Here is a 25,036-nt window from a genome sequence, read left to right on the forward strand (position 1 = left end):
GTCGCCATGGCGAACCCGCCGCGTGACGTCCGGCTGACGGCCCGCCGGCGGCATCGCCCGGTTTTCGCCGCGCCCTGAACTCAGCCGGCCAGGCTGGGTCATTAGACCGCTTTTCCCCAGACCGCTCCATGAACATCCGCCTGCTGCTGAGCCTGCTGCTCCTGATCCTGTCACCGCTGACGCAGGCGGCGCCGGTCCGCGCCGGCCCGGTCGAGGCCGAGCTGATCGCCGAACGCGGCGCGCTGGTCGCCGGCCAGACCAACTGGGTCGCGCTGCGCCTCAAGCCGGACCCGCAGTGGCATGTCTACTGGCGCAATCCGGGCGATTCCGGCATTCCGACCAAGCTCGAATGGCGGCTGCCGTCCGGTCTCACGGCCGGCGACATCGTCTGGCCGTATCCGCACACCGAGCGGCTCGGCGATCTCGTCAACTACGGTTATGGCGAGGACACCCTGCACCTCGTGCCGCTGAGCGTCGCCGCCGGCACGCGCGGCGCGCAGACGCTGGCGGCGACGGCGAAGTGGCTGGTCTGCAAAGACATCTGCATTCCCGGCAGCGCCGAACTCGAGCTGCGGCTCGACGTCGCCGCCGCGGCCAACCCCGATCCGAAGTGGCGCGCCGCCTTCGCGCGCACGCGCGCCGAGCTGCCGCAGGCGGTCGACTGGCCGGCACAGTTCGCGGTCACCGGCGACACGGTATCGCTGCAGGTCCGTGACGCGGCGCTGCGCGACGCGAGCCGGATCAGCTTCTTCCCGTACGCCAGCGACCTCGTCAATCACGCCGCGGCGCAGCGCCTCGCGCATGACGGCGACAGCCTGCGCCTGAGCCAGGCGGCGAGCGCCTATTTCGTCGAAGCCCCGGCGCAGGTCGACGGCGTGCTGGTCGTCAGCCACGGCGAGCACACGCAGGCCTACGAAATCCACGCCGCGCCGGGCACGGTTGCCGCCGTACCCGCGAATACGCCGGCGCCGGCGGCCGATGTCGGCGCCAGCGTCGGTCTGCCGCCGGATGCGGTCGCCGGCGCCGACGGCGGCGCGCCGCTGAGCTTCGTCGCCGCGCTGGGCCTGGCGCTGCTCGGCGGCCTGATCCTGAATCTGATGCCCTGCGTGTTCCCGGTGCTGTCGCTCAAGGCGCTGTCGCTGGCCCGCGCCGGCCACGCGGGCCAGCGCGCCCAGGCGCTCGCCTACAGCGCCGGCGTGGTGCTGTCGTGTCTGGCCGCGGCGATCGCGATCCTGCTGCTGCAGCGCGCCGGGCAGGCGGTCGGCTGGGGCTTCCAGCTGCAGTCGCCGGTATTCGTCGGCCTGCTCGCGTATCTGCTGTTCGCGCTCGGCCTGTCGCTGTCCGGCGTCGCCCAGTTCGGCACGCGCCTGATGAATCTCGGCCAGGGACTCACCGAGCAGAAGGGCCTGGCCGGCGCATTCTTCACCGGCGTGCTGGCGGTGGTCGTCGCCAGCCCCTGCACGGCGCCGTTCATGGGTGCCGCGATCGGCTACGCGATGCTGCAGCCGCCGGCCTACGCGCTGGCGATCTTCGCGGCGCTCGGCCTGGGCCTGGCGCTGCCGTTCCTCGTCATCGGCTTCGTGCCGGCGGCGGCGCGCCTGCTGCCGCGGCCGGGGGCCTGGATGGAACGCTTCAAGCAGCTGATGGCCTTCCCGCTGTATCTGTCGGTGGTCTGGCTGGTCTGGGTCGTCGCCCGCCAGCTCGACGTCAGCGCCGGCGCGCAGCTGCTCGTCGGGCTGGTGCTGATCGCCTTCGTGCTGTGGCTGTGGGCTGCGCACGGGCTGGTCGCCGCACTCGCCAAGCTGCTCGCGGCCGCGCTCGCGCTGGGCCTGCTGGCGACGCTGCCGCCGGCGTCCGGAATCGCGCCAGCCGACGGCAGCGCCGTGGTCGGCGAACTGCGCAGCGAGCCCTGGTCGGCGCAGCGCGTCGCCGAGCTGCGCGCCGAAGGCCGCACGGTCTTCGTCGACTTCACCGCCGACTGGTGCCTCAGCTGCAAGGTCAACGAACGCGTCGCGCTGCGCTCGTCGAAAGTGATCCAGCGCTTCCAGGAGCGCGAGGTCGCGGTGCTGGTCGCCGACTGGACGCGTGCCGATCCGGCGATCACCGCCGAGCTGGCCCGCTTCGGCCGCAACGGCGTGCCGCTGTATCTGGTCTACGTGCGCGGCGGCGAGCCGAAGATCCTGCCGCAGCTGCTGACGCCGGATCTCGTCGCCGCCGCCGTCGAATGATCGCCTGTCACGCCCGGAGTCCGGCCATGCGCCTCGCTGCCCTGCTGTCCGCCGCCGCGCTGCTGCTCAGCGGCGCCGCCGACGCCGCCCCGAAAGTCGGTAGCCCGGCGCCCGCCTTCAGCGCCACCGACAGCGCCGGCCAGGCGGTGACGCTGTCCGACTATCGCGGCCAGTTCGTCGTGCTGGAATGGACCAACGACGGCTGCCCGTTCGTGCAGAAGCACTACCAGGGAAACATGCAGGCGCTGCAGAAGGACGCGACCGCACAGGGTGCGGCCTGGCTCAGCGTGATTTCATCGGCGCCCGGCAAGCAGGGCCATGTCAGCGGCGCCGAGGCCGACGCGCTGACCCGGCAGCGCGGCGCGGCACCGAGCAAGGTGCTGCTCGATCCGGCAGGAACGCTCGGCCGTCTCTACGACGCCAAGACCACGCCGCACCTGTTCATCGTCGATCCGCAGGGCACGCTGATCTACGCCGGCGGCATCGACAGCATCGCCAGCGCCGACGTCGACGACATCGCCCGGGCCAAGCCCTACGTGAAAATCGCGCTCGCCGAAGCGATGGGCGGCAAGCCGGTCAGCGAGCCGGTGACCAAGCCCTACGGCTGCTCGGTGAAGTACTGAAGCGCGACGCATAGCGGATCGCGACATTCGGGGCCGGCACGCGCCGGCCCTTGTCGTTGCGGGCGGACACGCACTCAGCGCGGGGCGCCGCCGGGCGACGTGGCGGTCGCCGCACGCGCCGGCACGCGCAGCGGCGCGCAGACCAGGTACGCGAGCGCCGCGGCCGCCAGCGAGGTGAGGTACGGATACGACCAGCCGAGCAGGTGCTCGCCGACGACGTAGACACCGACGCTGGCAAGCAGCGCCGCCACCGCGCTCGGCGCGCCGCCGAAACGCGGCAGCCACAGCGCCGCCAGCATCATCACGAACACGCCGGACGAGCCGAGCCCGGACGCTTCCTCGACCAGTGCATACATGCTGTCGGAGCCGAGCGCGATCAGATAGGCGAGCACGCCGAACGCCACCACCGCGATGCGGTTGAAGCGCAGGCGCTGCGCCTCGCCCGGCGCGCGGCCGCGCCAGCGCGTCAGCAGCGGCGCCGCGAGGTTGTGCGCCGCCAGCGAGCCGACCACCAGCAGCGTGCCCGACAGCGTCGACAGGATCGCCGAGACCAGCGCGCCGAGGAACAGGATGTAGAGCGGCAGCGGCAGATGCGTCTGTGCGAGCCGTGATAGCAATTGCTCCGGCTCGAAGCCGTCGCCGAGCGTGGCGGCGGCGCCGAGCCCGAGCAGCACCGGCACGATACCGACCGACAGGTACAGCAGCGCGCCGGCGAGCGTCGCGCCGCGCGCCAGCGCCGGGCTGCGCATCGCCAGGAAACGCGCGACCAGTTCCTGCGCGGCGATCGTGCCGAAGATCGGCACCGCCAGCGCCTCGAGCAACGGCCGCGGCGGCTCATCGACGTCGACCGCACCGATGCCGCCGAGCGACAGCTGCGCGAGCCCGCCGTCGTGCGCGAACACCAGGCCGATCGCCAGCACGCCGGCGATCAGCACCAGGCCCTGCACGAGATCGGTCCACGAGTCCGCCCACATGCCGCCGATCGCGGTATAGGCGACGACGACCACGGCCGCCAGCGTGGTCGCCGCGAACACGCCGAGATCGCCGGTCGAGGCCAGCACCTGACCGAAGGCGCGCACCTGCGCGGCGGCCCACAGCAGCGAACCGGGGATCATCACCAGCGCCGCGAAGCGCTCGACGCCGCCGCCGTAACGCTGGCGGAACAGATCGGCGAGCGTGACCAGGCCGCGTCGCCACAGCGTCGCCGCGAAGAACAGGCCGGCGGCGGCAAGGCCGATGGCATAGCCGAACGGATCGGCGGCGACCGCGCGCAGGCCGCCGCGATAGGCCTCGCCGGCGGCACCGATACAGGTCTCGGCGCCGAACCAGGTGGCGAACACGCCGAAGGTCGCCAGCCACGGTCCCAGGCTACGGCCGGCGAGCAGATAGTCCGACTCGCCGGCAACGCGCCGCCTCGCGACCAGCGCCACCAACACCTGCAGCGCGATATAGGCCAGCACCGCGAACAACACCAGATTCACGTGTTCCTCCTCTCGTTCCTGTACGGCGCCCCCGGGCGAAAACCCGGGCTGGGCGCCGCGCCCGCGCGGCGTTAGGCTCTGCGCCCCGCATCCAGGAACGCATCCCATGATCCGTCTCGCCCTTCACGGCGGCGCCGGCGAACTCGACGACGGCGCCGACACGCGCGAGCAGCGCGCCGCGCTGCAGCGCATCGCCGCCGAGGGCCTGCAAATGCTGCGCCACGGCGGCAGCAGCCTCGATGTCGTCGAGCGCATGGTGATCCGCCTCGAGGAATGCCCGCTGTTCAATGCCGGCGTCGGCGGCGTGCTCAATCGCGACGGCCTGCCCGAGCTCGACGCGGCGATCATGGACGGCCGCGACCGCGCCTGCGGCGCCGTCGCCGGCGTCTCGCACTCGAAGAGTCCGGTGCGCCTGGCGCGCGCCGTGATGGAACGTTCGCCGCACGTGATGTTCATGGGCGCCGGCGCCGACGCGCTGAACGCCGAACTCGGCCTCGACGTGGTCGCGCCCGACTACTTCATCACCGATCTGCGCCGCCGCCAGCTGCGCAAGGCGCAGACGCATCAGGTCATCGTCCTCGATCACGACTCGGCCTACGACGACCCGCCGCCGGCTGCCGGCGGCGGCTTCGGCACGGTCGGCGCCGTGGCGCTCGACGCACACGGACACCTCGCCGCGGCGACCAGCACCGGCGGGCTGACCAACAAGCACCCGGGCCGCATCGGCGATACGCCGGTGATCGGCGCCGGCACTTTCGCCGACGACCGCAGCGCGGCAATCTCCTGCACCGGCACCGGCGAGGCCTTCATCCGCGCCGGCTTCGGCTTCGATGTCGACGCGCAGATGCACTACGCCGGCGCCGCCCTCGCCGACGCCTGCGCGCGCAGCCTCGAACGCGTCGCCGCGTATGGCGGCCGCGGCGGCTGCATCGCGATCGACCGCGACGGCCGTATCGCGCTGCCATTCAACTCGCGCGCGATGTTCCGTGCCTGGATCGGCGACGACGGCGAGATCCGTGTCGCGGTCGGTGCCAACTGAAGCGGACACGCCGCTACAGCGCGTAGCGCGGCACCGGCTCGCTGAAGCCTTTGACGACGATCGCCTCGCGCGCCTGCAGCAGCTCGCCGCCGGCGAGATCGGCGGTGCGCTCGTCGATCAGGATCTCGCCGTTGGCGGCCTGCTCGCAGAGCCGCGAAGCGAGATTCACCGTCGAACCGACTGCGGTGTATTCGAGCCGCGAGGCCGAACCGATGACGCCGATCGTGACCATGCCAGTCGCCACGCCGAGGCCGATGCCGAGCGGATGCTCGGGCGTGCTCCAGCGCTGCGTCAGCGCCAGCCCCGCGTCGCGGATGCGCTGCGCCATCTCCAGCGCGCGCTGCGCGTGGTACGGCACCGGCAGCGGCGCGCCGACCAGGATCAGGATGCCGTCGCCGGCGAAGTCCTTGATCGTCGCGCCGTACGCGGACACCACCTCGCCGACCGCGTCGTAGTACTCGCGCAGGACCTGCAGCACACGCGAAGAAGGCATCGCCGCCGCGTACGGCGTGAAGCGGCGCAGGTCGCAGCAGACCACGGTGATCTCGCGCTGGCTCTCCTGCATCGCCCGCGCCAGGCCCTGCTCGGCGACCAGCTGGGCGACCTGCGGCGACAGGAAGCGCGACATGAACTGGCCGCGCTGGCCCTGCAGCACGTGGTAGTGCGTTGAGCCGATGAAGAAGATGATCTCGCCGATCACCACCGACACCGCGGCGGCGTCGACCGGCAGCACGAAGCTGATGACGAGGAACGGCACGGCGATCGCCATCGCCAGCACGCGCGTGGTCTCGGCGCGGTCGGGGCGACGGTTGAGCAGCAGCAGGATGCCGATCAGGCCGGACAGCACCGCGTACAGCAGCGGCGCCGCGAACAGCCAGAAGCCGCCGGTCGAGAACATCGCAGGGTTGGCGCCGGCGCGCAGGAAGTGCGTCATGCGCACGTCCGGCCACAACAGCGAAGCAAGGCCGTAAAGCACGCCGGCCGCCTGCCCGGAGCGCAGCACGCGGTCGCCGAAGCGGGTATCGAGTTCGAAGTTGACCGGCACCGTGCGGCGCACGCGGATCACCCATTCGAGCATCGCCACCGTCGCCGCCGCCTCCGGCAGCGCGAACCACGCCGTCCACGCGGGCAGCTCGACGTGCGTGTTGGTCCAGACCAGGTTCAGGTAGATCGAAATGCCGACGTAGGCGTAGGTCGCCGCCAGCGCGCGCGAGGTCGGCGACTTGCGGTCGGCCGAGATGAAGGCCAGCCCCATGCCGAGCGCGACCAGCGCGACGACGGTGTGGGCGACCATCGCGCCATCCATCACGTGCCGGTTCTCCGCGTCTCGGCCGGCGTCGGATCGCGGTCCTCGGCGAACAGCTGCTCGAGTTCGCGGGCCGCGTCGGCGGTGGTCTGCTGCATCTTCTGCACGTCACCGCGCGGCAGCGCGAACTGGCGCGCCAGCAGTTCCTCGTCATGGCGCCGGAACAGCTCGACGGCGCGATCGGCGGCCTCATCGCTGTCGCCAAGCCCTTCCAGCACGCGCCGCGTCATTTCGAGCGACGAGAAGTAGCTGCGGCGGATGACGTCCTGCGGCGCGATGCCGAGCGCCATCAGCTGCAGCGCGTGCTGGCGGTTGACCGCGGCGGCGAAGATGCGCAGCTGCGGAAAGTTGCGGCGCGCGGTCTCGGCGGTGCGCAGCGAGGCCTCGACGTCCGGGATCGCCAGCACCAGCAGCCGCGCCTTGTCGGCGTGCGCAGCGCGCAGCAGGTCGAGCCGGCTGGCGTCGCCGTAGAAGATCTTGTTGCCGAACTGGCGCACGAAATCGACGTGCTCGAAATCCTTGTCGAGCACGGTGAACGGAATGCGCTTGACGCGCAGGATGCGCGCGACGATCTGCCCGAACGGTCCGAAGCCGGCGATCAGTACCTCATGCTCGTCGGTGCGGATCTCGTCGTACGGCCGCGCCTCCTTGCGCCGGCGCAGGCGCGCCTGCAACGAGACCAGGGGCGGCGTGGCGATCATCGACAGCGTGACGACCAGCACCAGCGTCGCCGACAGCTCGGCGCTCATCACGCCGGCGGCGACGGCCGCCGAGAACAGCACGAACGCGAATTCGCCGCCCTGCGCCAGCGAGGCCGCCAGCGCGCCGGCATCATCGCCGTTCATGCCCTCGATGCGGCCGACGCCCCACAGCACCGCGCCCTTGATCGCCAGCAGCACCAGGACCAGCGCCAGGATCTGCAGGGGCTGCGAGAAGAGCTCGTGGACGTCGGCGGACATGCCGACGGCGATGAAGAACAGGCCGAGCAGCAGCCCCTTGAACGGCTCGATATCGGCCTGCAGCTCGTGCCGGAACTCGGATTCGGACAGCAGCACGCCGGCGAGGAAGGCGCCGAGCGACATCGACAGGCCGACCGCGTTCATCGCCAGCGCGGTGCCGATCACGATCAGCAAAGCCGCGGCGGTGAACAGCTCCGGCGTCTCGGCGGCGGCGACGCGCCGCATCACCGGACGCACCGCGTAGCGGCCGCCGAGCACGACGAGGAAAAACATGCCGAGCGTCTTGGCGGCGTCGCTCCAGCCGTGCGCGCCAAGCTCGCCGCCGTTGCCGGCGAGCAGCGGAATCAGCGCCAGGAACGGGATCACGCTGAGGTCCTGGAACAGCAGGATCGAGAACGCCAGGCGGCCGTGGCGCGTGGTCAGCTCGCGGCGCTCGGCGAGCAGCTGCAGCACCATCGCCGTCGACGACATCGCCAGGCCGAAGGCCGCGACCAGCGCGGTGCGCCCGTCCAGGCCGAGGCCGAGGCCGACCAGACCGAGCCCTGCCGTGCCGAGCAGGACCTGCGCGCCGCCGAGCCCGAACACCGCGCGCCGCATCGCCCACAGGCGGCTCGGTTCGAGTTCGAGGCCGATGATGAACATCAGCAGGATGACGCCGTATTCGGCGAAGTGCAGCACGCGCTCCGGCTCGCCGATCACGCCGAGCGCCGACGGGCCGATGACCACGCCGGCGGCGACGTAACCGAGCACGGCACCAAGGCCCAGCTTGCGAAACAGGGGCACGAACAGCACCGCCGCCGCCAGAAACAAGGCGATATCACCGAGCAACGCCAACTCCCTGATTCATCTATTTCCTTTACATTTAGAAGCTTATGCCCGCTTCCCAGTCATTACTTCACAAAGCCGATCCTTGCTTTCGATTGAACTGTGTTTTTTAATATATACAGTTATTTGAAATTCCGGCCCATTTTCACAGCGTGGACGAACCGAGCAAGTCCGAGCGCATCTTAGCCTTGGTGCAGCAGCTGGGCGTGCTGCGGCCCAAGGACCTCGCTCCCCACGGCATCCAGGCCGAATACCTGCGCCGGCTTTGCGACCGCGGCCTGTTGAAGAAGCTCGGCCGCGGCAGCTACGTGCCGGCCGAGCGCCGTCTGTCATTCGAGCTGAGCCTCGCACTCGTCGCACGCGCCGTGCCGAACGGCGTCATCTGCCTGCAGTCCGCGCTCGCCTGGCACGGGCTCGGCGAAGCCAATCCGCGCGAGATCGCGGTCGCCATCGAGCGGCGCGCGGCGCGGCCGCGCGTCGACTTCCCGGCGCTGCGCATCGCCCGCCTCGGCGGCCCGGCGTTCACCGAAGGCGTCGAGGCGCACGCGCTGGAGCACGTCGATGTGCCGATCTACTGTCTCGAAAAAACCCTGGCCGACCTGTTCAAGTTCCGCAACAAGATCGGCCCGCACATTGCCGTCGACGCGCTGCGCGCCGCACTCGCCAAGGGCCGCGTCGATCTGGACACGCTCCGGCACTACGCGCGCCTGTGCCGCGTCGAGCGTGTGATGAAACCTTATGTCGATGCCCTTGCCGGGCACTGAGCCCCTCGCCGACCGAAGAAGCCCATGACCCGCCTTGTCTCGCCGTCCCCGCGCTGGCTCGCCATCCTGCTGCTGACGCTCGCCGGCACCGCGCAGGCGCAGATCGAGCCTGCCGCTCCCGTCGCCGAGCCGGCTCTCGCGCCGCCGGCCGCCGGCGCGGACGATCCGGACGAAGAGGAAAAGGTCCGCATCCGGGTGCCCAAGTCGCTGGCGCGCTGCCTCGACCACGAAATCGAGCCGTTCATGCTGGTCGGCACGCAGCCCTGCCTGTCATTCCACAAGCCGATGTACCTGATGCCGGGCACCTACAGCGACCGCTACCCCGGCGACGAAAGCGAGTTCGTCTACCAGATCAGTCTCAAGCTGAATCTGCTCAGCAGCAATGTCTTCTTTGCGTACACCCAGAAGTCGTACTGGCAGATCTACAACGCCAAAGACTCGCGCCCGTTCCGTGAGACCAACTACAACCCGGAGATCTTCTACCGCTGGAAGCCGGAGTTTGCGTGGTGCCCCGAATGCGGACTCGACCTCGGTTTCGAGCACGAGTCGAACGGCAAGGACGTGCAGGACTCGCGCTCCTGGAATCGCATCTACTTCACCGCGTTCCACGAGTGGAAGCGCACGCTCGTCGACCTCAAGCTCTGGTACCGGATTCCCGAGGACCCGAAGAAGACGCCGGACGACCCGAAGGGCGACGACAACCCGGACATCGACGACTACTACGGCTACGGCGAACTGCGCGTGCAGCAGCGTCTGTTCCACCACAATCATCTGGCGGCGCTGATGCTGCGCGGCAATCCGTCGACCGGCAAGGGCGCCGTCGAGCTCAACTACAGCGTGCCGTTCGGCGACTATCTGTACTGGAACGTCTACGTCTTCAACGGCTACGGCGACAGCCTGATCGACTACAACCGCAGCATGACGCGCGTCGGCGTCGGCGTGATGCTGGCGCGCTAGGAACACGCGAGCGCGCCGACCGTCCGCACGGTCTTGCCCGCGAACGAAAGGCTGGTGAAGTCGGCGCCGGCCCGGCGCGGCACCGCCGGTCCGCACCAGCCGGCAGGCATTGCGCAACTGCCGCAGAAAGCAAAACGGGCGCCCGAGGCGCCCGTTTCGTTTCGCATCTGCCTGACGGCAGCGCGATTACTCGGCGGCGGCTTCCGCAGCGGCGTTCGCCGGACGGTCGACCAGCTCGACGTAAGCCATCGGCGCATCGTCACCGGCGCGGAACCCGCACTTGAGAATGCGCAGGTAGCCACCCGGGCGCGCCTTGTAACGCGGCGCGATTTCGTTGAAGAGCTTCTGCACGGCGTCGCGGTCGCGCAGGCGCGAGAAGGCGATGCGGCGGTTGTGCAGTGAGTCTTCCTTGGCGCGCGTGATCAGCGGCTCGGCCAGGCGACGGAGTTCCTTCGCCTTCGGCAGGGTGGTCTTGATCAGCTCGTGCTCGAAGAGGGCGACGGCGATGGCCTGCATCGTCGCCTTGCGGTGGCTGCTGGTACGGCCGAAGGTACGGCCCGACATCTTGTGGCGCATGACTTTTTTCCCGTAAAGCCTTAGGCAGGCACCTTCGGCGACGACCAGTTCTCGAGCTTCATGCCGAGATCCAGCTCGTGCGAACGGAGCGCTTCCTTGATTTCGTTGAGCGACTTCTTGCCGAGGTTCGGCGTCTTCATCAGCTCCATCTCCGTGCGCTGCACGAGATCGCCGATGTAGTAGATGTTCTCGGCCTTGAGGCAGTTCGCCGAGCGGACCGTCAGCTCGAGATCATCGATCGGACGGAACAGGATCGGCGACAGTTCCTTCTTGCCCGGCACCGCGGCGGCCTGCGCCGCTTCGGCTTCGAGGTCGACGAACACGGCGAGCTGGTCGCGCAGGATGCGCGCAGCCAGACGAACCGCTTCGGCCGGATCAATGCCGCCGTTGGTATCGACGTCGAGGATCAGCTTGTCGAGGTCGGTGCGCTGCGCGACGCGCGCACGCTCGACCGCATACGAGACGCGGCGAACCGGGCTGTAGCTCGCATCGAGCTTGAGCACGCCGACGCCGCGAGCATCTTCCTCGCGAACGGCGCTGGCGGCCGGCACGTAGCCGCGGCCGCGCGTCACCTTCAGCGTCAGGCTCAGCTTGCCGCCGGTCAGGTTGGCGAGCACCAGTTCCGGATTGACGATCTCGACGTCGTGGTCGAGCTTGATGTCACCGGCGGTGACCGGCCCCTTGCCCGACTTCTCGAGGCGCAGGGTCGCTTCGTCACGCGCGTGCATGCGGATCGCGATGTTCTTGATGTTCAGCAGGATGTCGAGCACATCCTCCTGGACGCCCTCCACCGCGCTGTACTCGTGCACGACGCCGTCGATCTGCACTTCGGTGATCGCGGCGCCCGGGATCGAAGACAGCAGGATGCGGCGCAGCGCGTTGCCGAGCGTGTGGCCGAAGCCCCGTTCCATCGGCTCCAGCGCGACGCGAGCGTGGGTCGGAGACAGCGTCTCCACTTCGATCTGACGCGGCTTGAGCAGGTCGGCGACAACGTTCTGCATGATGTACCTCTCTAAATAACCAGGACTTGAAGCGAGCGAACCCGAATTACTTCGAGTACAACTCGACGACCAGCGCCTCGTTGATATCCGGCACGATCTGATCGCGGGTCGGGACGGCCTTGAAGGTGCCCTTCAGGCCCTTCTCGTCGACTTCGACCCAATCGGCCAGACCGGCCTGGGTGGCGATCGACAGCGCTTCGGCGATGCGCGACTGGTTGCGCGCAGCTTCACGAATCTCGACCACGTCGCCGGCCTTGACCTGATACGACGGGATGTTGACGAGCTTGCCGTTGACGACGATCGACTTGTGCGAAACCAGCTGACGGGCCTCGGCACGCGTGCGCGAGAAACCCATGCGGTAGACGACGTTATCGAGACGGGTTTCGAGCAACTGCAGCAGCAGCAGGCCCGTAGCGCCCTTCTTCGAAGAAGCCTTCAGGTAATAGTTGCGGAACTGCTTCTCGAGCACGCCGTACATCTGCTTGAGCTTCTGCTTCTCGCGCAGCTGCAGAGCATAGTCGGACAGACGCGGCTTGACGGCGCCATGCTGACCCGGACGGGTCTCCATGTTGCACTTGCTGTCGATCGCGCGGGCGCGCGACTTCAGCAGCAGGTCGGTGCCGGCGCGGCGGGACAGCTTGCACTTCGGGCCAATGTAACGAGCCATGGAATTCTCTCCTTACACGCGGCGGCGCTTGGCCGGGCGGCAGCCGTTATGCGGAATCGGCGTGACGTCGGTGATGTTGGTGATCTTGAAACCGGCGGCATTGAGCGCGCGCACGGCCGACTCGCGGCCCGGGCCCGGTCCCTTGACGCGGACTTCGAGGTTCTTGACGCCGTGTTCGGCGGCAGCCTGGCCGGCCTTGTCGGCAGCGACCTGCGCGGCAAACGGCGTCGACTTGCGCGAGCCCTTGAAGCCGGCGGCACCCGCCGTGCTCCACGACAGGGTGTTGCCCTGGCGGTCGGTGATCAGCACGATCGTATTGTTGAAGGAGGCATGAATATGCGCCACCGCATCGGTGACGTTCTTCTTGACCTTCTTGCGCTTCGCCGCGGCAGCGGCCTGGGACGGATTAGCCATTTGCGTGTCCGGCTGTCAAATCAGGTTTTCTTGTTGGTCGCGACGGTGCCGCGGCGCGGCCCCTTGCGGGTGCGCGCATTGGTGCGCGTGCGCTGACCACGGACCGGCAGGCCGCGGCGATGACGCAGGCCGCGATACGAGCCGAGGTCGATCAGACGCTTGATGCTCATCGACACTTCGCGGCGCAGGTCACCCTCCACCGTGTACTTGCCGATCTCCGTGCGCAGCTTCTCCAGCTCGCCCTCGGTCAGCGTGCGGATCTGCACGGTCGGGTCGATGCCCGCTGCCTCGCAGATCTTCTGCGCACGGGTCTTGCCGATGCCGTAGATCGCCCGCAGGGCGATGACGGTGTGTTTGCGATCCGGGATGTTGACGCCCGCGATACGTGCCATGTGCTACCTCGACTGATGCCTAACGCGCGAAAAGCCGCGCATTATATTGATCCAAAGGGTTTTAATCAAACCCGCGGGCGCTTAGCCCTGGCGCTGCTTGTGGCGCGGGTCGGTGCAGAGGATGCGCACGACGCCATTGCGACGGACGACCTTGCAGTTCCGGCAGATTTTCTTGACCGATGCACGGACTTTCATGACTCACCTCGAGACTAGGTAATCGGACTAGCGGCTCTGCGCCGGGCCCAGAGACTTCAGATTGGCCTTCTTCAGCAGGCCTTCGTACTGGTGCGACATCAGGTGCGCCTGCAACTGCGCCATGAAGTCCATCACCACGACCACCGTGATCAGCAGCGACGTACCACCGAAGTAGAACGGGATGCTGGTGACGAACGACCGCAGGATCTCCGGCACCAGGCAGATCACCAGGATGTAGACCGAGCCCACCACCGTCAGGCGCGTCAGCACCGTGTCGATGTACTTGGCCGTCATCGCACCCGGGCGCACGCCAGGAATGAAGGCGCCGGACTTCTTCAGATTGTCGGCGGTCTCGCGCGAATCGAACACGAGAGCCGTATAGAAGAAGCAGAAGAAAATGATCAGCAGGCCGTAGAGCAGCGTGTACAGCGGCTGGCCCGGCGACAGCGCGTTGGCCAGCTTCTGCAGGAAGCTGCCCGCCGCCGAGCCGGCGTCGCCGCCGAAGAACTGCACCAGCGATGCCGGGAACAGAATGATCGACGACGCGAAGATCGGCGGAATCACGCCCGACATGTTGAGCTTCAGCGGCAGATGCTGGGTCTGTGCGGCGAAGATCTTGCGGCCCTGCTGGCGGCGCGCATGGTGGATCGGGATGCGGCGCTGCGCACGCTCGAAGAACACCACGCCCCAGGTCACGACCGCGATCAGGGCCAGTACGGCGATAACCGTGAAGCCACCGATCGAACCCTCGCTGACCAGCTGCGCGGTGGAGCCGAGCGCGCGCGGGAAGCCCGCGACGATGCCGGCGAAGATGATCATCGAGATGCCGTTGCCGACGCCGCGCTCGGTGATCTGCTCGCCGAGCCACATCAGGAACATCGTGCCGGTGACCAGGCTGACCGTCGCGACGAACAGGAAGCCGAAGCCGGCATTGATCGCGACGCCGGACTTCTGCAGCGCAACCGCCGCGCCGAACGACTGGAAGATCGCCAGCGCCAGCGTGCCGTAGCGCGTGTACTTGGTGATCTGCCGGCGGCCGGACTCGCCTTCCTTCTTCAGCTCCTTGAGTTGCGGAACAACGGTCGCCATCAGCTGCACGATGATGCTCGCCGAAATGTACGGCATCACGCCGAGCGCGAAGATCGACAGGCGATGCAGGGCGCCACCCGAAAACATGTTGAACATGTCCAGGATGGTGCCGCGGCTCTGATTGAACAGCGCCGCCAGCTGCACCGGGTCGATCCCCGGTACCGGGATGAAGCTGCCGATACGGAACACGATGATCGCCCCGAGCAAGAACAGCAGGCGGTTGCGCACCTCGCCGATCTTGCTCAGGTCCGGCACCATCGAGCCGCCTGCAGTACCCGGATTCTTCGCCATAACCGTGTCCGGCCCTTACTCGGCGATCGAACCGCCGGCGGCGGTGATGGCCTCGCGGGCGCCCTTGGTCACGAGCACGCCCTTGAGCGACAGCTTGCGGGTCAGCTCACCCGACTTGATGACCTTGGCCGTCTGCGCGGTCGCCGGGACGACGTTCTCCGCCTTCAGCACGGCGATGTCGATCTCGGTGGCCTTCATCTTTTCCAGCTCCGACAGGCGCACTTCCGCCGTCAGGCCCTTGAGCGGCGAATTGAAGCCGCGCTTCGGCAGGCGACGCTGGATCGGCATCTGGCCGCCTTCGAAGCCCAGCTTGTGGTAGCCGCCCTTGCGCGCGTGCTGACCCTTGTGACCGCGGCCGGCCGTCTTGCCGAGGCCCGAGCCGATACCGCGGGCCACGCGGACCTTCTTGGTCTTGGCGCCCTTGGCCGGCTTGATCGTATTGAGTTTCATGATGTTGTCTTCCGTTGCCGAGTCGGCTCTCAGACTTCTTCGACGCGCAGCATGTACGCGACCTTGTTGACCATACCCATGTTCTCGGGCGTGGCGGCAATGGTCACCGTCTGGTGCATGCGACGCAGACCGAGGCCGTGCACACAGGCCTGATGGTTCGGCAGGCGCTTGGCGAGGCTACGGATCAGCGTCAGCTTGATCTGCTTGGTGGCGGTCATGGTCGTACTCGTTTTCAGCCGAGGAGTTCTTCGACCGTCTTGCCGCGCTTGGCGGCCATCTCGGACGGCAGATTCATCTTCGTCAGCGCGTTCATCGTCGCGCGGACCAGGTTGATCGGGTTGCGCGAGCCGAGCGCCTTGGCCAGCACGTTCTGCACGCCGGCCACTTCGAACACGGCGCGCATCGCGCCGCCGGCGATGACGCCGGTACCGTCCGAAGCCGGGCGCAGGAACACCTTCGCGGCGCCGTGCTGACCCCAGATCTCATGCTGCACGGTCAGGCCCTTGAGCGGCACCGTGACCATGTTCTTGCGCGCCTGATCCATCGCCTTGCTGATCGCCTGCGGCACTTCGCGGGCCTTGCCGTAGCCGAAGCCGACACGGCCGGCGCCGTCGCCGACGACCGTCAACGCGGTGAAGGCGAACTGCTTGCCGCCCTTGACCGTCTTCGAAACGCGATTGACGGTGATGAGCTTCTCTTTGAACTCGCCGCCGCTCTGCTCTTCGTAGTTATGCTGGGTCGCCATGACTTAGAACTCCAGGCCGGCTTCGCGCGCGGCGTCGGCCAGCGCCTTGATGCGGCCGTGATATTGGAAACCGCCGCGATCGAAGGCCACCTTGGTGATGCCCTTTTCCTTGGCGCGTTCGGCGATCGCCGCGCCGACCTTCTTGGCCGCCTCGACGTTGCTCGTGCCGCTCAGATCCGCAGTCAGCGCCTTCTCGACCGTCGATGCGGCGACGACCGTCACCGAAGCGTCCGGCGCGATGATCTGCGCATAGATGTGCTGCGAGGTGCGATGCACGGCGAGACGATGCACGCCGAGGTCGCGGATGTGGGCGCGCGTGCGGCGGGCGCGGCGCAGACGAGTCTGTTTCTTGTCCTTCATGATTCCAACTTTTTGGTTGATACCAAAATGTTTGCGAGAAGTAATCCGGCCCATCTGCGCAGCGCCACCCGAAGGAGGGTCCGCCACGCGAGCACGTTATTTCTTCTTCGCTTCCTTGAGTTCCACCTTCTCGGTGGAGTAACGCACGCCCTTGCCCTTGTACGGCTCCGGCGGACGGAAACCACGGATGTCAGCGGCGACCTGACCGACCATCTTCTTGTCGGCGCCCTTGACGACGATCTCGGTCTGCGTCGGCGTTTCCACCGTGATGCCTTCCGGGATCGGGTATTCGATCGGATGCGAGAAGCCGAGCGAGAGGTTCAGCTTCTTGCCGGCGGTCGCGGCACGATAGCCGACGCCCACCAGGTTGAGCTTCTTCTCGTAGCCCTTCGACACGCCGACCACGGCATTGTTCAGCAGCGCGCGGAACGTGCCGGCCTGCATGTTGTTCGCGGCGATCGAGCCGGCGGCGACCGTGACGGTATCGCCCTGCACTTCGATCTCGACCTTCGCCGGCACATTGATCGTCAGGCTGCTCTTGGCGCCCTTGACGGTCAGCTGGCCATCGGCCGCCGAGACCTGCACACCGGCCGGCAGCTTCACCGGCATCTTGGCAACGCGGGACATGGAACTCTCCTTAGGCGACGATGCAGAGCACTTCGCCGCCGAGACCGGCCGCGCGCGCCTTGCGGTCGCTGACCACGCCCTTGGGCGTGGAAACGATGGCGACGCCGAGACCGCCGAGGACCTTCGGCAGCTCGTCCTTGCCCTTGTACACGCGCAGGGCCGGCTTCGAGATGCGCTCGATGCGCTCGATCACCGGCTTGCCCTCGAAATACTTCAGGGCCAGCGTGATGGTTTTCTTGGCGCCGTCGGCAACGACGCTGTAGTCAGCGATGTAGCCTTCGTCCTTGAGGACGGCGGCAATCGCCTCCTTGATCTTCGACGAGGGCGACGAAACCTGCTTCTTGCGCGCCGCCTGGGCGTTGCGGATGCGCGTCAGGAAGTCGGCGATAGGATCGGTCATGCTCATATCTAAATCCTCTTACCAGCTCGCCTTCTTGAGGCCCGGCACTTCGCCGCGGTTGGCGGCTTCGCGCAGCTTGTGGCGCGCCAGGCCGAACTTCTTGTAGACACCGCGCGAGCGGCCGGTCAGCTGGCAGCGGTTGCGCTGGCGCGTCTTCGCCGAATCGCGCGGCAGCTTCTGCAGCGCCACGACGGCGGCAGCCTTGTCCTCGTCCGAAACGGTTTCGCTGACGATGGCGGCCTTCAGCGCGGCGCGCTTCTTGGCGTACTTCGCGGCGAGGGCGGCGCGCTTCTTCTCGCGCTCGATCATGTTGGTCTTGGCCATGGTTCGATGCCCTTACTTGCGGAACGGGAAGTTGAACGCGTCGAGCAGGGCCTTGCCCGCTTCGTCGGTCTTCGCCGTCGTGGTGATGGTGATGTTCATGCCGCGCACCGCATCGACCTTTTCGTACTCGATTTCCGGAAAGATGATCTGCTCGGTGACGCCGAAGTTAAAGTTGCCGGCGCCGTCGAAGCCGCGCGCCGAGATGCCGCGGAAGTCGCGGATACGCGGCAGCGCGACGACGATCAGGCGCTCCAGGAACTCGTACATCTTCTCGCGGCGCAGCGTCACCTTGACGCCGACCGGATAGTTCTCACGGACCTTGAACGCCGCGATGGCGATGCGGGTCTTGGTGACCACCGGCTTCTGGCCGGCGATCGCCGTCATGTCCTCGACGGCCTTCTCGATCACCTTGCGATCGGTCGTCGCCTCACCGACACCCATGTTCAGGGTGATCTTGGTGATGCGCGGCACTTCCATTACGCCGACGCCCAGCTTCTCGCGGAGTTCGGCCGCGAGCTTATCGCGGTAAAGAGTTTGCAGATTCGCCATGGCTTTCTACCTTAGTCCACCAGTTCGCTGTTGGACTTGAACACACGCACCTTGCGGCGCTTCTCGCCCTCGCCTTCGAACTTGAAGCCGACGCGGTCGCCCTTGCCCGTCTTCGCGTTCCAGATGGCAACGTTCGAAACGTCGATCGGCATCTCCTTCTCGACGATGCCGCCGGCAACGCCAGCGTTCGGATTGCCGCGCTGGTGCTTCTTGGCAACGTTGACGCCTTCGACGATGACCTTGCCGGCCTCGACCAGAACCTGCGCGACCTTGCCGCGACGACCCTTGTCCTTGCCGGTGATGACGACGACTTCGTCGCCCTTCTTAATCTTGCTCATGATCGCCTGTCCTCAGATCACTTCCGGCGCCAGCGACACGATCTTCATGAAACGGTCACGCAGCTCGCGCGTCACCGGTCCGAAGATGCGGGTGCCCAGCGGCTCCAGCTTGTTGGTGAGCAGCACGGCAGCGTTGCTGTCGAAGCGGATCACCGAACCGTCGGCGCGCTTGATCGGGAACTTGGTACGCACGACGACCGCGTCATGCACCTCGCCCTTCTTGACCTTGCCGCGCGGAATCGCGTCCTTGACGGTGACCTTGATCAGGTCGCCCACGCCGGCGTAGCGGCGATAGGTCGAGCCCTTGACCTGGATGACCTGCACTTCACGCGCGCCGCTGTTGTCGGCAACGACCAGAAAGCTTTCCTGTTGAATCATGGTCTGGCTCTCCGCTTAGCCGGCCGCGCCGGTCTTCAGCACTTCGACGAGGCGAAAGCGCTTGGTGGCCGACAGCGGGCGCGTCTCGACGATCGCCACGGTGTCGCCTTCCTTGGCCTGATTGTTCTCGTCGTGCGCACGCAGCTTGGTCGAGCGGCGCAGCGTCTTGCCGTAGAGCGGATGGCGCTCGACGCGCTCGACGAGCACGGTGATGGTCTTGTCGCCCTTGTCGCTGACGACGCGGCCGACCACGCGGTTGCCCGCCTTCTTCTCAGTCTGTTCGCTCATGACTACTTCACCTGGCTGCGCGCAATGGTCTTGACCCGCGCGATCTTCTTGCGCGCCTCGCGCACGAGATGCGGCTTCGTGGCCTGGCCTGCGCCCTGCTGCATGCGCAGGTTGAACTGCTCGCGCCGCAGCGCGGCGAGCTCGTCGGCGAGCGCCTTCGCGTCCTTGCCGCGCAGGGCCTTCACATATTCGGAGGTCTTCATTACATGATCGTCCGGTTGACGAAGCTGGTCTTCACCGGCAGCTTCGCCGCGGCCAGGCGAAATGCCTCGCGCGCGGTAACTTCATCGACGCCTTCCATTTCGTAGAGCACCTTGCCGGGCTGCACTTTGCAGACCCAGTACTCGACGTTGCCCTTACCGGAGCCCATGCGGACTTCCAGCGGCTTCTTGGTGACCGGAACGTCCGGGAACAGGCGGATCCAGACCTTGCCGCCGCGCTTGATGTAGCGCGTGATGACGCGGCGCGCCGCTTCAATCTGGCGGGCCGTCACGCGGCCGGGTTCGGTCGCCTTCAGGCCCCACTCGCCGAAGCTGACCTTGTTACCCACCAAGGCCATACCGGTGTTGGAACCTTTGCGTTGCTTGCGAAATTTGGTTCGCTTGGGCTGCATCATGGCAGTAGTCTCCCGACCTTAGGCCGCACGGGCCTCGGTCGTCTCGTTCTTTTCCTGGCGACGGTCGGTGTCGAACACCTCACCGGTGAACACCCAGACCTTGATCCCGATCACGCCGTACGTGGTGCGGGCTTCGCCGACCGCATAGTCGACATTGGCGCGCAGCGTGTGCAGCGGCACGCGGCCTTCGCGGTACCACTCCGTGCGCGCGATCTCGGCGCCGTTCAGGCGGCCGCCGACCTGGATCTTGATGCCGCCCGCACCGAGACGCATGGCGTTCTGCACGGCGCGCTTCATCGCGCGGCGGAACATGATGCGGCGCTCCAGCTGCTGGGCGATGCTGTCGGCGACGAGCTGCGCATCGAGTTCCGGCTTGCGGATTTCCTCGACCGAGATGTGCACCGAGTCGGCCTTCAGGCCCATGCGCTTGGCGACTTCGCCCTTCAGCTTCTCGATGTCCTCGCCCTTCTTGCCGATGACGATGCCCGGGCGCGCGGTGTGGATCGTCACGCGGGCCGACTTGGCCGGGCGGTCGATCTGAATGCGCGACACCGAAGCCTGCGCCAGCTTCTTGCGCAGGAAGCTGCGAACCTGGATGTCCTTCAGCAGGTTTTCGCCGTAAGCCTTGCGCTCGGCGTACCAGTTCGACGTCCAGAACGTCGTGATGCCGAGGCGGAAGCCGTTCGGATTGACTTTGTGACCCATGACTTTATCTCTCTCGTCCGAAGCGGCGGCCTTACTGGCCGTCCGAGACCTTGATCGTGATGTGGCTGGTCGGCTTCACGATACGGTCAGCACGGCCCTTGGCGCGCGGCATGATGCGCTTGAGCACCGGGCCCTCGTCCACGTAGATCTCCTTGACCTTCAGCTCGTCGACGTCGGCGCCGTGGTTGTTCTCGGCGTTCGCGATCGCCGACTCCAGCACCTTGAACAGGATGCGGGCGGGCTTGCGGGTGGAGTACTTCAGGATGTTGCGCGCCTCGTCGACCGGCTTGCCGCGAACGAGATCAGCGACGGCCCGCGCCTTCTTCGGCGACAGGCGAACGAACTTCAGGATGGCTTGGGTCTGCATGGCGCTCACTTCTTGGCGTCAACTTTCTTGTCGCCGTGCCCCTTGAAGGTGCGCGTCGGAGCAAACTCGCCGAGCTTGTGGCCGACCATGTTGTCGGTCACGAACACCGGCAGGTGCTGCTTGCCGTTGTGCACCTGGATCGTCAGGCCGACGAAATCCGGGGTGATCATCGAACGACGCGACCAGGTCTTGATCGGCTTCTTCACGCGCTGGCCGGCCATTCCATCCACCTTCTTCGCGAGATGGTGGTCGACGAACGGGCCCTTCTTGACGGAACGAGGCATGACGTTACCTGCTTACTTCTTCGAGTGGCGGCTGCGCACGATGAACTTCTGCGTGCGCTTGTTGTTGCGGGTCTTGAGGCCCTTGGTCTGCTGGCCCCACGGCGTCACCGGATGCGGGTTGCCCTGTCCGGAGCGGCCTTCACCGCCACCGTGCGGGTGGTCGACCGGGTTCATGACGACGCCACGCACCGTCGGGCGGATGCCCTTGTGACGCTTGGCGCCGGCCTTGCCGTACTGGCGCAGGTTGTGCTCGTTGTTGCCGACTTCGCCGATCACGGCGCGGCATTCCGAAAGCACCTTGCGCATCTCGCCCGAACGCAGGCGGATCGTCGCGTACTCGCCTTCGCGGGCGACCAGCTGGATGGCGGCGCCAGCGCTGCGCGCGATCTGCGCGCCCTTGCCCGGGCGCATCTCGACGCAATGCACGGTCGAACCGATCGGAATGCTGCGCAGCGGCAGGGCGTTGCCGGCCCTGATCGGCGCGTCGGTGCCCGACTGCAGCGTGTCACCGGCGGCAACGCCGCGCGGCGCGATGATGTAGCGGCGCTCGCCGTCGGCATAGCACAACAGCGCGATATGCGCGGAGCGGTTCGGATCGTACTCGACGCGCTCAACCTTGGCCGGCACGCCGTCCTTGTTGCGCTTGAAGTCGATCAGACGATAGTGCTGCTTCTGCCCACCGCCCTTGTGGCGCGTGGTGATGTGGCCGTTGTTGTTGCGGCCGCCCGAGTTCTTCTGCTTTTCGAGCAGCGGCGCGTGCGCCTCGCCCTTCCACAGGCCCGGCGTGATCACCTTGACCTGGTGACGCGCGCCCGGCGACGTCGGCTTGAGTTGGACCAATGGCATTTTCTAGCCCTCGTTATGCGGAGGCGCCGCTCAGGAAATCGATTTCCTGGCCCTGCGCGAGCGTGACATACGCCTTCTTCCAGTCGGAGCGCTTGCCCTCGAACCGGCCGAAACGCTTGTTCTTGCCCTTCACGGTCAGCGTGCGGACGCCGTCAACCTTGACGTTGAACAGCTTCTCGACGGCTTCCTTGATCTCGGGCTTGGCAGCGTCGCGGGCAACCTTGAACACGGCCTGGTTGTGCTTCTCCGCGGCGCGCGTGCTCTTCTCCGAGACGACCGGCGCGATGATGATCTGATGCAGACGATCGACGTTCATTGCAGCCACGCCTCCAGCTTCTGGACCGCGTCCGCCGTGACCAGCACCTTCTCGTGGCGCAGCAGCGTGAGCGGATTGAGGGCTTCGACATCGCAAACCGCAACGTGCGGCAGATTGCGGGCCGAAAGGAACAGGTTCTGATCGAGCTCGCCGGTGACGATCAAGATGTCCTGCGAGCCGAGCTGCTTGAGCTGCTCGACCAGACCCTTGGTCTTCGGCGCTGCGAGCGAGAACGACTCGACGACGATCAGGTGATTCTTGCGGGCGAGCTCGGCAACGATCGAGCGGATGGCGCCGCGATACATCTTGCGGTTCACCTTCTGCGCATGATCACGCGGCGTGGCCGCGAACGTCGTGCCGCCGCCGCGCCACAGCGGGGAGCGGATCGAGCCGGCGCGAGCGCGGCCGGTGCCCTTCTGCTTCCACGGCTTCTTGCCGCCGCCGCGCACTTCGCCCTTGGCGAGCTGCGCCTTCGTGCCAGCGCGGCCGGCCGCCATATAGGCAGTCACCACCTGGTGGATCAGCGGTTCGTTGTATTCGGCGCCGAAGACGACGTCCGAAACGCTCAGTTTGGTCGTGCTGTTATGCAGTTGAATATCCATGGCCGTTTTTCCCCAGTGAACGTTATGCCTTCACCGTGGGGCGCACGATGACTTCGCCATTCGTGGCACCCGGCACCGCGCCCTTCACCAGCAGAAGGTTGCGGTCAACATCAATCCGGACCAGATCCAGGTTCAGCGCCGTGACGCGATCCGAACCCATGTGCCCGGCCATCTTCTTGCCCTTGAACACGCGACCCGGCGCCTGGCGCTGGCCGATCGAGCCCGGAGAGCGGTGCGACAGCGAGTTGCCGTGCGTCGCACGACCACCGCCGAAGTTCCAGCGCTTCTGCACGCCGGCAAAACCCTTACCCTTCGAGACGCCGGTGACATCCACGGCCTTGACGCCGTCGAACTGGTCAACCTTGATCTCGGCGCCCGTGGCGAGATCCGCACCCTCGCCCTCGGCGAGACGGATTTCCCACAGACTGCGGCCGGCAGCGATGCCCGCCTTCTTGTAGTGACCGGTCAGCGCCTTGTTGACGCGACCCGGCTTCTCATCACCCACGGCCACCTGCACAGCACGGTAGCCATCGGTTTCCACGGTCTTGACCTGAGCCACGCGGTTCGGCGTGCACTCGATAACGGTCACCGGAATCGACGCGCCTTCTTCAGTGAAGATGCGCGTCATGCCTGCCTTGCGGCCCACGATTGCGATCGTCATGTCCGTTTCTCCTTTAGCTCAGCGAGATCTGGACTTCGACGCCGGCCGGCAGGTCGAGCTTCGACAACGCGTCGACGGTCTTTTCCGTCGGGTCGACGATCTGCATGAGCCGCTTGTGCGTGCGGATCTCGTACTGGTCGCGCGCGTCCTTGTCGGCATGCGGCGAAACGAGGATGGTGAAGCGTTCCTTGCGCGTAGGCAGCGGGATCGGCCCACGGACGACGGCACCGGTGCGCTTCGCGGTCTCAACGATCTCCTTCGCCGACTTGTCGATCAGTCGGTGGTCGAAGGCCTTGAGCCGGATGCGAATAGATTGGCTGGTCGCGGCCATGCTTTGGTTTCCGGTTTAAAGAGCGGGGAACAAAAGGGGCGCGAATTTTATTCGCGCCCCAGCCAAAAGTAAAGCGGAAAGATTCTTACGCCAGGATCTTGGTGACAACGCCGGCGCCGACCGTGCGGCCGCCTTCGCGAATCGCGAAGCGCACGCCGTCTTCCATCGCGATCGGCGAGATCAGCTCCACCGTCATCTGCACGTTGTCGCCAGGCATCACCATTTCCTGTTCGAACTGGATCGAGCCCGTCACGTCCGTCGTGCGGAAGTAGAACTGCGGACGGTAGCCCTTGAAGAACGGCGTGTGACGGCCGCCCTCTTCCTTCGTCAGGACGTACACCTCGCCCTCGAACTTCGAGTGCGGCTTGATCGTGCCCGGCTTGCACAGCACCTGGCCGCGCTCCACGTCTTCCTTCTTCGTGCCGCGCAGCAGAATGCCGACGTTGTCGCCCGCCTGGCCCTGGTCCAGCAGCTTGCGGAACATTTCGACGCCCGTCACGATCGTCTTCTGCGTGTCGCGCAGGCCGACGATCTCGACTTCTTCGCCCACCTTCACCACGCCGCGCTCGATACGGCCCGTCACCACCGTGCCGCGGCCCGAGATCGAGAACACGTCTTCGATCGGCAGCAGGAACGGCTTGTCCGTCTCGCGCTGCGGTTCCGGAATCCACGTGTCCAGCGCGTTGTACAGCTCTTCCAGCTTCGCGACCCATTCCGGATCGCCCTGGATCGCCTTGATCGCCGAGCCACGGATCACCGGCGTGTTGTCGCCGTCAAAGCCGTACTTCGCCAGCAGGTCGCGAACTTCCATCTCGACCAGGTCCAGCAGCTCCGCGTCCTCGACCAGGTCGCACTTGTTCAGCCACACCACGATCTTCGGAACGTTCACCTGCTTCGCCAGCAGAACGTGCTCGCGCGTCTGCGGCATCGGGCCGTCAACCGCCGACACCACCAGGATCGCGCCGTCCATCTGCGCCGCGCCCGTGATCATGTTCTTCACGTAGTCCGCGTGTCCCGGGCAGTCCACGTGCGCGTAGTGACG

Annotated in this window: 37 protein-coding genes; 5 read left to right on the plus strand and 32 right to left on the minus strand. The window is 66.8% G+C overall.

Going from position 1 to position 25,036, the window contains the following annotated elements:
- Positions 1-128 precede the first annotated feature (128 nt).
- Both K343_RS0113870 and K343_RS0113875 read left to right on the plus strand, forming a co-directional pair.
- The gene (locus K343_RS0113870; protein WP_028008604.1) at positions 129-2,228 is read left to right on the plus strand and encodes a protein-disulfide reductase DsbD family protein; all 2,100 of its coding nucleotides are present in this window, start codon (positions 129-131) and stop codon (positions 2,226-2,228) included.
- Between the two features lie 26 nt (positions 2,229-2,254).
- Entirely contained in the window at positions 2,255-2,851 is a 597-nt protein-coding gene (locus tag K343_RS0113875) for a redoxin domain-containing protein (RefSeq protein ID WP_028008605.1), read from the plus strand.
- 74 nt (positions 2,852-2,925) lie between these two features.
- On the opposite strand, the gene K343_RS0113880 is transcribed toward K343_RS0113875, so the two are convergent.
- Positions 2,926-4,332, minus strand: a complete 1,407-nt coding sequence (locus tag K343_RS0113880) for a sodium:solute symporter family transporter (RefSeq protein WP_245585204.1) — start codon at positions 4,330-4,332, stop codon at positions 2,926-2,928.
- Positions 4,333-4,438: 106 nt separating this feature from the next.
- On the opposite strand from K343_RS0113880, the gene K343_RS0113885 reads away from it, so the two are divergent.
- Entirely contained in the window at positions 4,439-5,371 is a 933-nt protein-coding gene (locus K343_RS0113885) for an isoaspartyl peptidase/L-asparaginase family protein (RefSeq protein WP_028008607.1), read from the plus strand.
- 13 nt (positions 5,372-5,384) lie between these two features.
- Here K343_RS0113885 and K343_RS0113890 read toward each other — a convergent pair whose 3' ends face one another.
- Positions 5,385-6,665 (minus strand): adenylate/guanylate cyclase domain-containing protein, encoded by a 1,281-nt coding sequence (locus tag K343_RS0113890; RefSeq protein WP_245585205.1) that lies wholly within the window; start codon positions 6,663-6,665, stop codon positions 5,385-5,387.
- A gap of 11 nt (positions 6,666-6,676) precedes the next feature.
- Positions 6,677-8,470, minus strand: coding sequence for a monovalent cation:proton antiporter-2 (CPA2) family protein (locus K343_RS0113895; RefSeq protein ID WP_028008609.1), 1,794 nt, complete (start codon positions 8,468-8,470; stop codon positions 6,677-6,679).
- A 143-nt stretch (positions 8,471-8,613) separates the two neighbouring features.
- Between K343_RS0113895 and K343_RS0113900 the strand changes: the two genes are divergently transcribed.
- Positions 8,614-9,225: a type IV toxin-antitoxin system AbiEi family antitoxin domain-containing protein gene (locus tag K343_RS0113900; protein WP_028008610.1), complete on the plus strand. Its 612-nt coding sequence runs from the start codon at positions 8,614-8,616 to the stop codon at positions 9,223-9,225.
- A 24-nt stretch (positions 9,226-9,249) separates the two neighbouring features.
- Entirely contained in the window at positions 9,250-10,182 is a 933-nt protein-coding gene (locus tag K343_RS22165) for a phospholipase A (protein WP_051278414.1), read from the plus strand.
- 186 nt (positions 10,183-10,368) lie between these two features.
- Here the strand turns inward: K343_RS22165 and rplQ are convergent, their stop codons facing one another.
- The 29 genes from rplQ to tuf form a co-directional block, all read right to left on the minus strand.
- Entirely contained in the window at positions 10,369-10,758 is a 390-nt protein-coding gene (rplQ, locus tag K343_RS0113915; RefSeq protein WP_028008611.1) for a 50S ribosomal protein L17, read from the minus strand.
- Positions 10,759-10,778: 20 nt separating this feature from the next.
- Complete coding sequence (locus K343_RS0113920) at positions 10,779-11,759, minus strand: DNA-directed RNA polymerase subunit alpha (RefSeq protein WP_028008612.1); 981 nt, start codon at positions 11,757-11,759, stop codon at positions 10,779-10,781.
- A 46-nt stretch (positions 11,760-11,805) separates the two neighbouring features.
- A complete protein-coding gene (rpsD, locus tag K343_RS0113925) occupies positions 11,806-12,426 on the minus strand; it encodes a 30S ribosomal protein S4 (RefSeq protein ID WP_028008613.1) in 621 nt (206 codons plus the stop codon).
- A gap of 12 nt (positions 12,427-12,438) precedes the next feature.
- Positions 12,439-12,840 carry a 30S ribosomal protein S11 gene (gene rpsK / locus K343_RS0113930; protein WP_020651317.1) on the minus strand — a complete coding sequence of 134 codons (402 nt, stop codon included), beginning with the start codon at positions 12,838-12,840 and terminating at the stop codon, positions 12,439-12,441.
- 20 nt (positions 12,841-12,860) lie between these two features.
- On the minus strand, positions 12,861-13,232 hold the full coding sequence (gene rpsM, locus K343_RS0113935) for a 30S ribosomal protein S13 (RefSeq protein WP_028008614.1): 372 nt from the start codon (positions 13,230-13,232) through the stop codon (positions 12,861-12,863).
- Between the two features lie 81 nt (positions 13,233-13,313).
- Complete coding sequence (gene rpmJ, locus K343_RS0113940) at positions 13,314-13,427, minus strand: 50S ribosomal protein L36 (RefSeq protein ID WP_020651319.1); 114 nt, start codon at positions 13,425-13,427, stop codon at positions 13,314-13,316.
- Between the two features lie 27 nt (positions 13,428-13,454).
- Positions 13,455-14,807 (minus strand): preprotein translocase subunit SecY, encoded by a 1,353-nt coding sequence (gene secY, locus K343_RS0113945; protein ID WP_043112771.1) that lies wholly within the window; start codon positions 14,805-14,807, stop codon positions 13,455-13,457.
- 15 nt (positions 14,808-14,822) lie between these two features.
- Entirely contained in the window at positions 14,823-15,257 is a 435-nt protein-coding gene (gene rplO, locus K343_RS0113950; protein ID WP_028008616.1) for a 50S ribosomal protein L15, read from the minus strand.
- 29 nt (positions 15,258-15,286) lie between these two features.
- Positions 15,287-15,475 (minus strand): 50S ribosomal protein L30, encoded by a 189-nt coding sequence (rpmD, locus tag K343_RS0113955; protein WP_020651322.1) that lies wholly within the window; start codon positions 15,473-15,475, stop codon positions 15,287-15,289.
- Between the two features lie 14 nt (positions 15,476-15,489).
- Positions 15,490-16,002: a 30S ribosomal protein S5 gene (gene rpsE, locus K343_RS0113960; protein WP_028008617.1), complete on the minus strand. Its 513-nt coding sequence runs from the start codon at positions 16,000-16,002 to the stop codon at positions 15,490-15,492.
- A 3-nt stretch (positions 16,003-16,005) separates the two neighbouring features.
- Positions 16,006-16,362 (minus strand): 50S ribosomal protein L18, encoded by a 357-nt coding sequence (gene rplR, locus K343_RS0113965; RefSeq protein WP_028008618.1) that lies wholly within the window; start codon positions 16,360-16,362, stop codon positions 16,006-16,008.
- A gap of 96 nt (positions 16,363-16,458) precedes the next feature.
- Positions 16,459-16,989, minus strand: coding sequence for a 50S ribosomal protein L6 (gene rplF / locus K343_RS0113970; protein WP_028008619.1), 531 nt, complete (start codon positions 16,987-16,989; stop codon positions 16,459-16,461).
- Positions 16,990-16,999: 10 nt separating this feature from the next.
- The gene (gene rpsH / locus K343_RS0113975) at positions 17,000-17,395 is read right to left on the minus strand and encodes a 30S ribosomal protein S8 (RefSeq protein ID WP_028008620.1); all 396 of its coding nucleotides are present in this window, start codon (positions 17,393-17,395) and stop codon (positions 17,000-17,002) included.
- 12 nt (positions 17,396-17,407) lie between these two features.
- A complete protein-coding gene (rpsN, locus tag K343_RS0113980; protein ID WP_020651327.1) occupies positions 17,408-17,713 on the minus strand; it encodes a 30S ribosomal protein S14 in 306 nt (101 codons plus the stop codon).
- A gap of 12 nt (positions 17,714-17,725) precedes the next feature.
- A complete protein-coding gene (gene rplE / locus K343_RS0113985) occupies positions 17,726-18,262 on the minus strand; it encodes a 50S ribosomal protein L5 (RefSeq protein ID WP_028008621.1) in 537 nt (178 codons plus the stop codon).
- An 11-nt stretch (positions 18,263-18,273) separates the two neighbouring features.
- Positions 18,274-18,600: a 50S ribosomal protein L24 gene (gene rplX / locus K343_RS0113990; RefSeq protein WP_028008622.1), complete on the minus strand. Its 327-nt coding sequence runs from the start codon at positions 18,598-18,600 to the stop codon at positions 18,274-18,276.
- A gap of 12 nt (positions 18,601-18,612) precedes the next feature.
- Positions 18,613-18,978 (minus strand): 50S ribosomal protein L14, encoded by a 366-nt coding sequence (gene rplN / locus K343_RS0113995; RefSeq protein WP_020651330.1) that lies wholly within the window; start codon positions 18,976-18,978, stop codon positions 18,613-18,615.
- A 15-nt stretch (positions 18,979-18,993) separates the two neighbouring features.
- On the minus strand, positions 18,994-19,266 hold the full coding sequence (gene rpsQ, locus K343_RS0114000; protein ID WP_020651331.1) for a 30S ribosomal protein S17: 273 nt from the start codon (positions 19,264-19,266) through the stop codon (positions 18,994-18,996).
- 2 nt (positions 19,267-19,268) lie between these two features.
- The gene (gene rpmC / locus K343_RS0114005) at positions 19,269-19,469 is read right to left on the minus strand and encodes a 50S ribosomal protein L29 (RefSeq protein WP_028008623.1); all 201 of its coding nucleotides are present in this window, start codon (positions 19,467-19,469) and stop codon (positions 19,269-19,271) included.
- Positions 19,469-19,882: a 50S ribosomal protein L16 gene (gene rplP / locus K343_RS0114010; RefSeq protein ID WP_026353325.1), complete on the minus strand. Its 414-nt coding sequence runs from the start codon at positions 19,880-19,882 to the stop codon at positions 19,469-19,471. Before rplP ends, rpmC begins: the two co-directional genes overlap by 1 nt.
- A gap of 18 nt (positions 19,883-19,900) precedes the next feature.
- Positions 19,901-20,587 carry a 30S ribosomal protein S3 gene (gene rpsC, locus K343_RS0114015; RefSeq protein WP_028008624.1) on the minus strand — a complete coding sequence of 229 codons (687 nt, stop codon included), beginning with the start codon at positions 20,585-20,587 and terminating at the stop codon, positions 19,901-19,903.
- Positions 20,588-20,618: 31 nt separating this feature from the next.
- Positions 20,619-20,954 (minus strand): 50S ribosomal protein L22, encoded by a 336-nt coding sequence (rplV, locus tag K343_RS0114020; RefSeq protein ID WP_026353326.1) that lies wholly within the window; start codon positions 20,952-20,954, stop codon positions 20,619-20,621.
- Positions 20,955-20,959: 5 nt separating this feature from the next.
- Positions 20,960-21,238: a 30S ribosomal protein S19 gene (gene rpsS, locus K343_RS0114025; protein WP_026353327.1), complete on the minus strand. Its 279-nt coding sequence runs from the start codon at positions 21,236-21,238 to the stop codon at positions 20,960-20,962.
- Between the two features lie 12 nt (positions 21,239-21,250).
- Positions 21,251-22,084 (minus strand): 50S ribosomal protein L2, encoded by an 834-nt coding sequence (rplB, locus tag K343_RS0114030; RefSeq protein ID WP_028008625.1) that lies wholly within the window; start codon positions 22,082-22,084, stop codon positions 21,251-21,253.
- Positions 22,085-22,097: 13 nt separating this feature from the next.
- Positions 22,098-22,400, minus strand: a complete 303-nt coding sequence (gene rplW / locus K343_RS0114035; RefSeq protein ID WP_028008626.1) for a 50S ribosomal protein L23 — start codon at positions 22,398-22,400, stop codon at positions 22,098-22,100.
- Positions 22,397-23,002, minus strand: coding sequence for a 50S ribosomal protein L4 (gene rplD, locus K343_RS0114040; protein WP_043112773.1), 606 nt, complete (start codon positions 23,000-23,002; stop codon positions 22,397-22,399). Before rplD ends, rplW begins: the two co-directional genes overlap by 4 nt.
- A gap of 22 nt (positions 23,003-23,024) precedes the next feature.
- Positions 23,025-23,663, minus strand: coding sequence for a 50S ribosomal protein L3 (gene rplC / locus K343_RS0114045; RefSeq protein ID WP_028008628.1), 639 nt, complete (start codon positions 23,661-23,663; stop codon positions 23,025-23,027).
- Positions 23,664-23,676: 13 nt separating this feature from the next.
- Positions 23,677-23,994, minus strand: a complete 318-nt coding sequence (gene rpsJ / locus K343_RS0114050; protein WP_020651341.1) for a 30S ribosomal protein S10 — start codon at positions 23,992-23,994, stop codon at positions 23,677-23,679.
- A gap of 85 nt (positions 23,995-24,079) precedes the next feature.
- Positions 24,080-25,036, minus strand: a 957-nt coding sequence (gene tuf, locus K343_RS0114055) for an elongation factor Tu (RefSeq protein ID WP_028008629.1), incomplete at its 5' end; no start/stop codon positions are given.

Source organism: Solimonas flava DSM 18980, from assembly GCF_000426685.1.
In the GTDB taxonomy this organism is placed as follows: Bacteria; Pseudomonadota; Gammaproteobacteria; order Nevskiales; family Nevskiaceae; genus Solimonas; species Solimonas flava.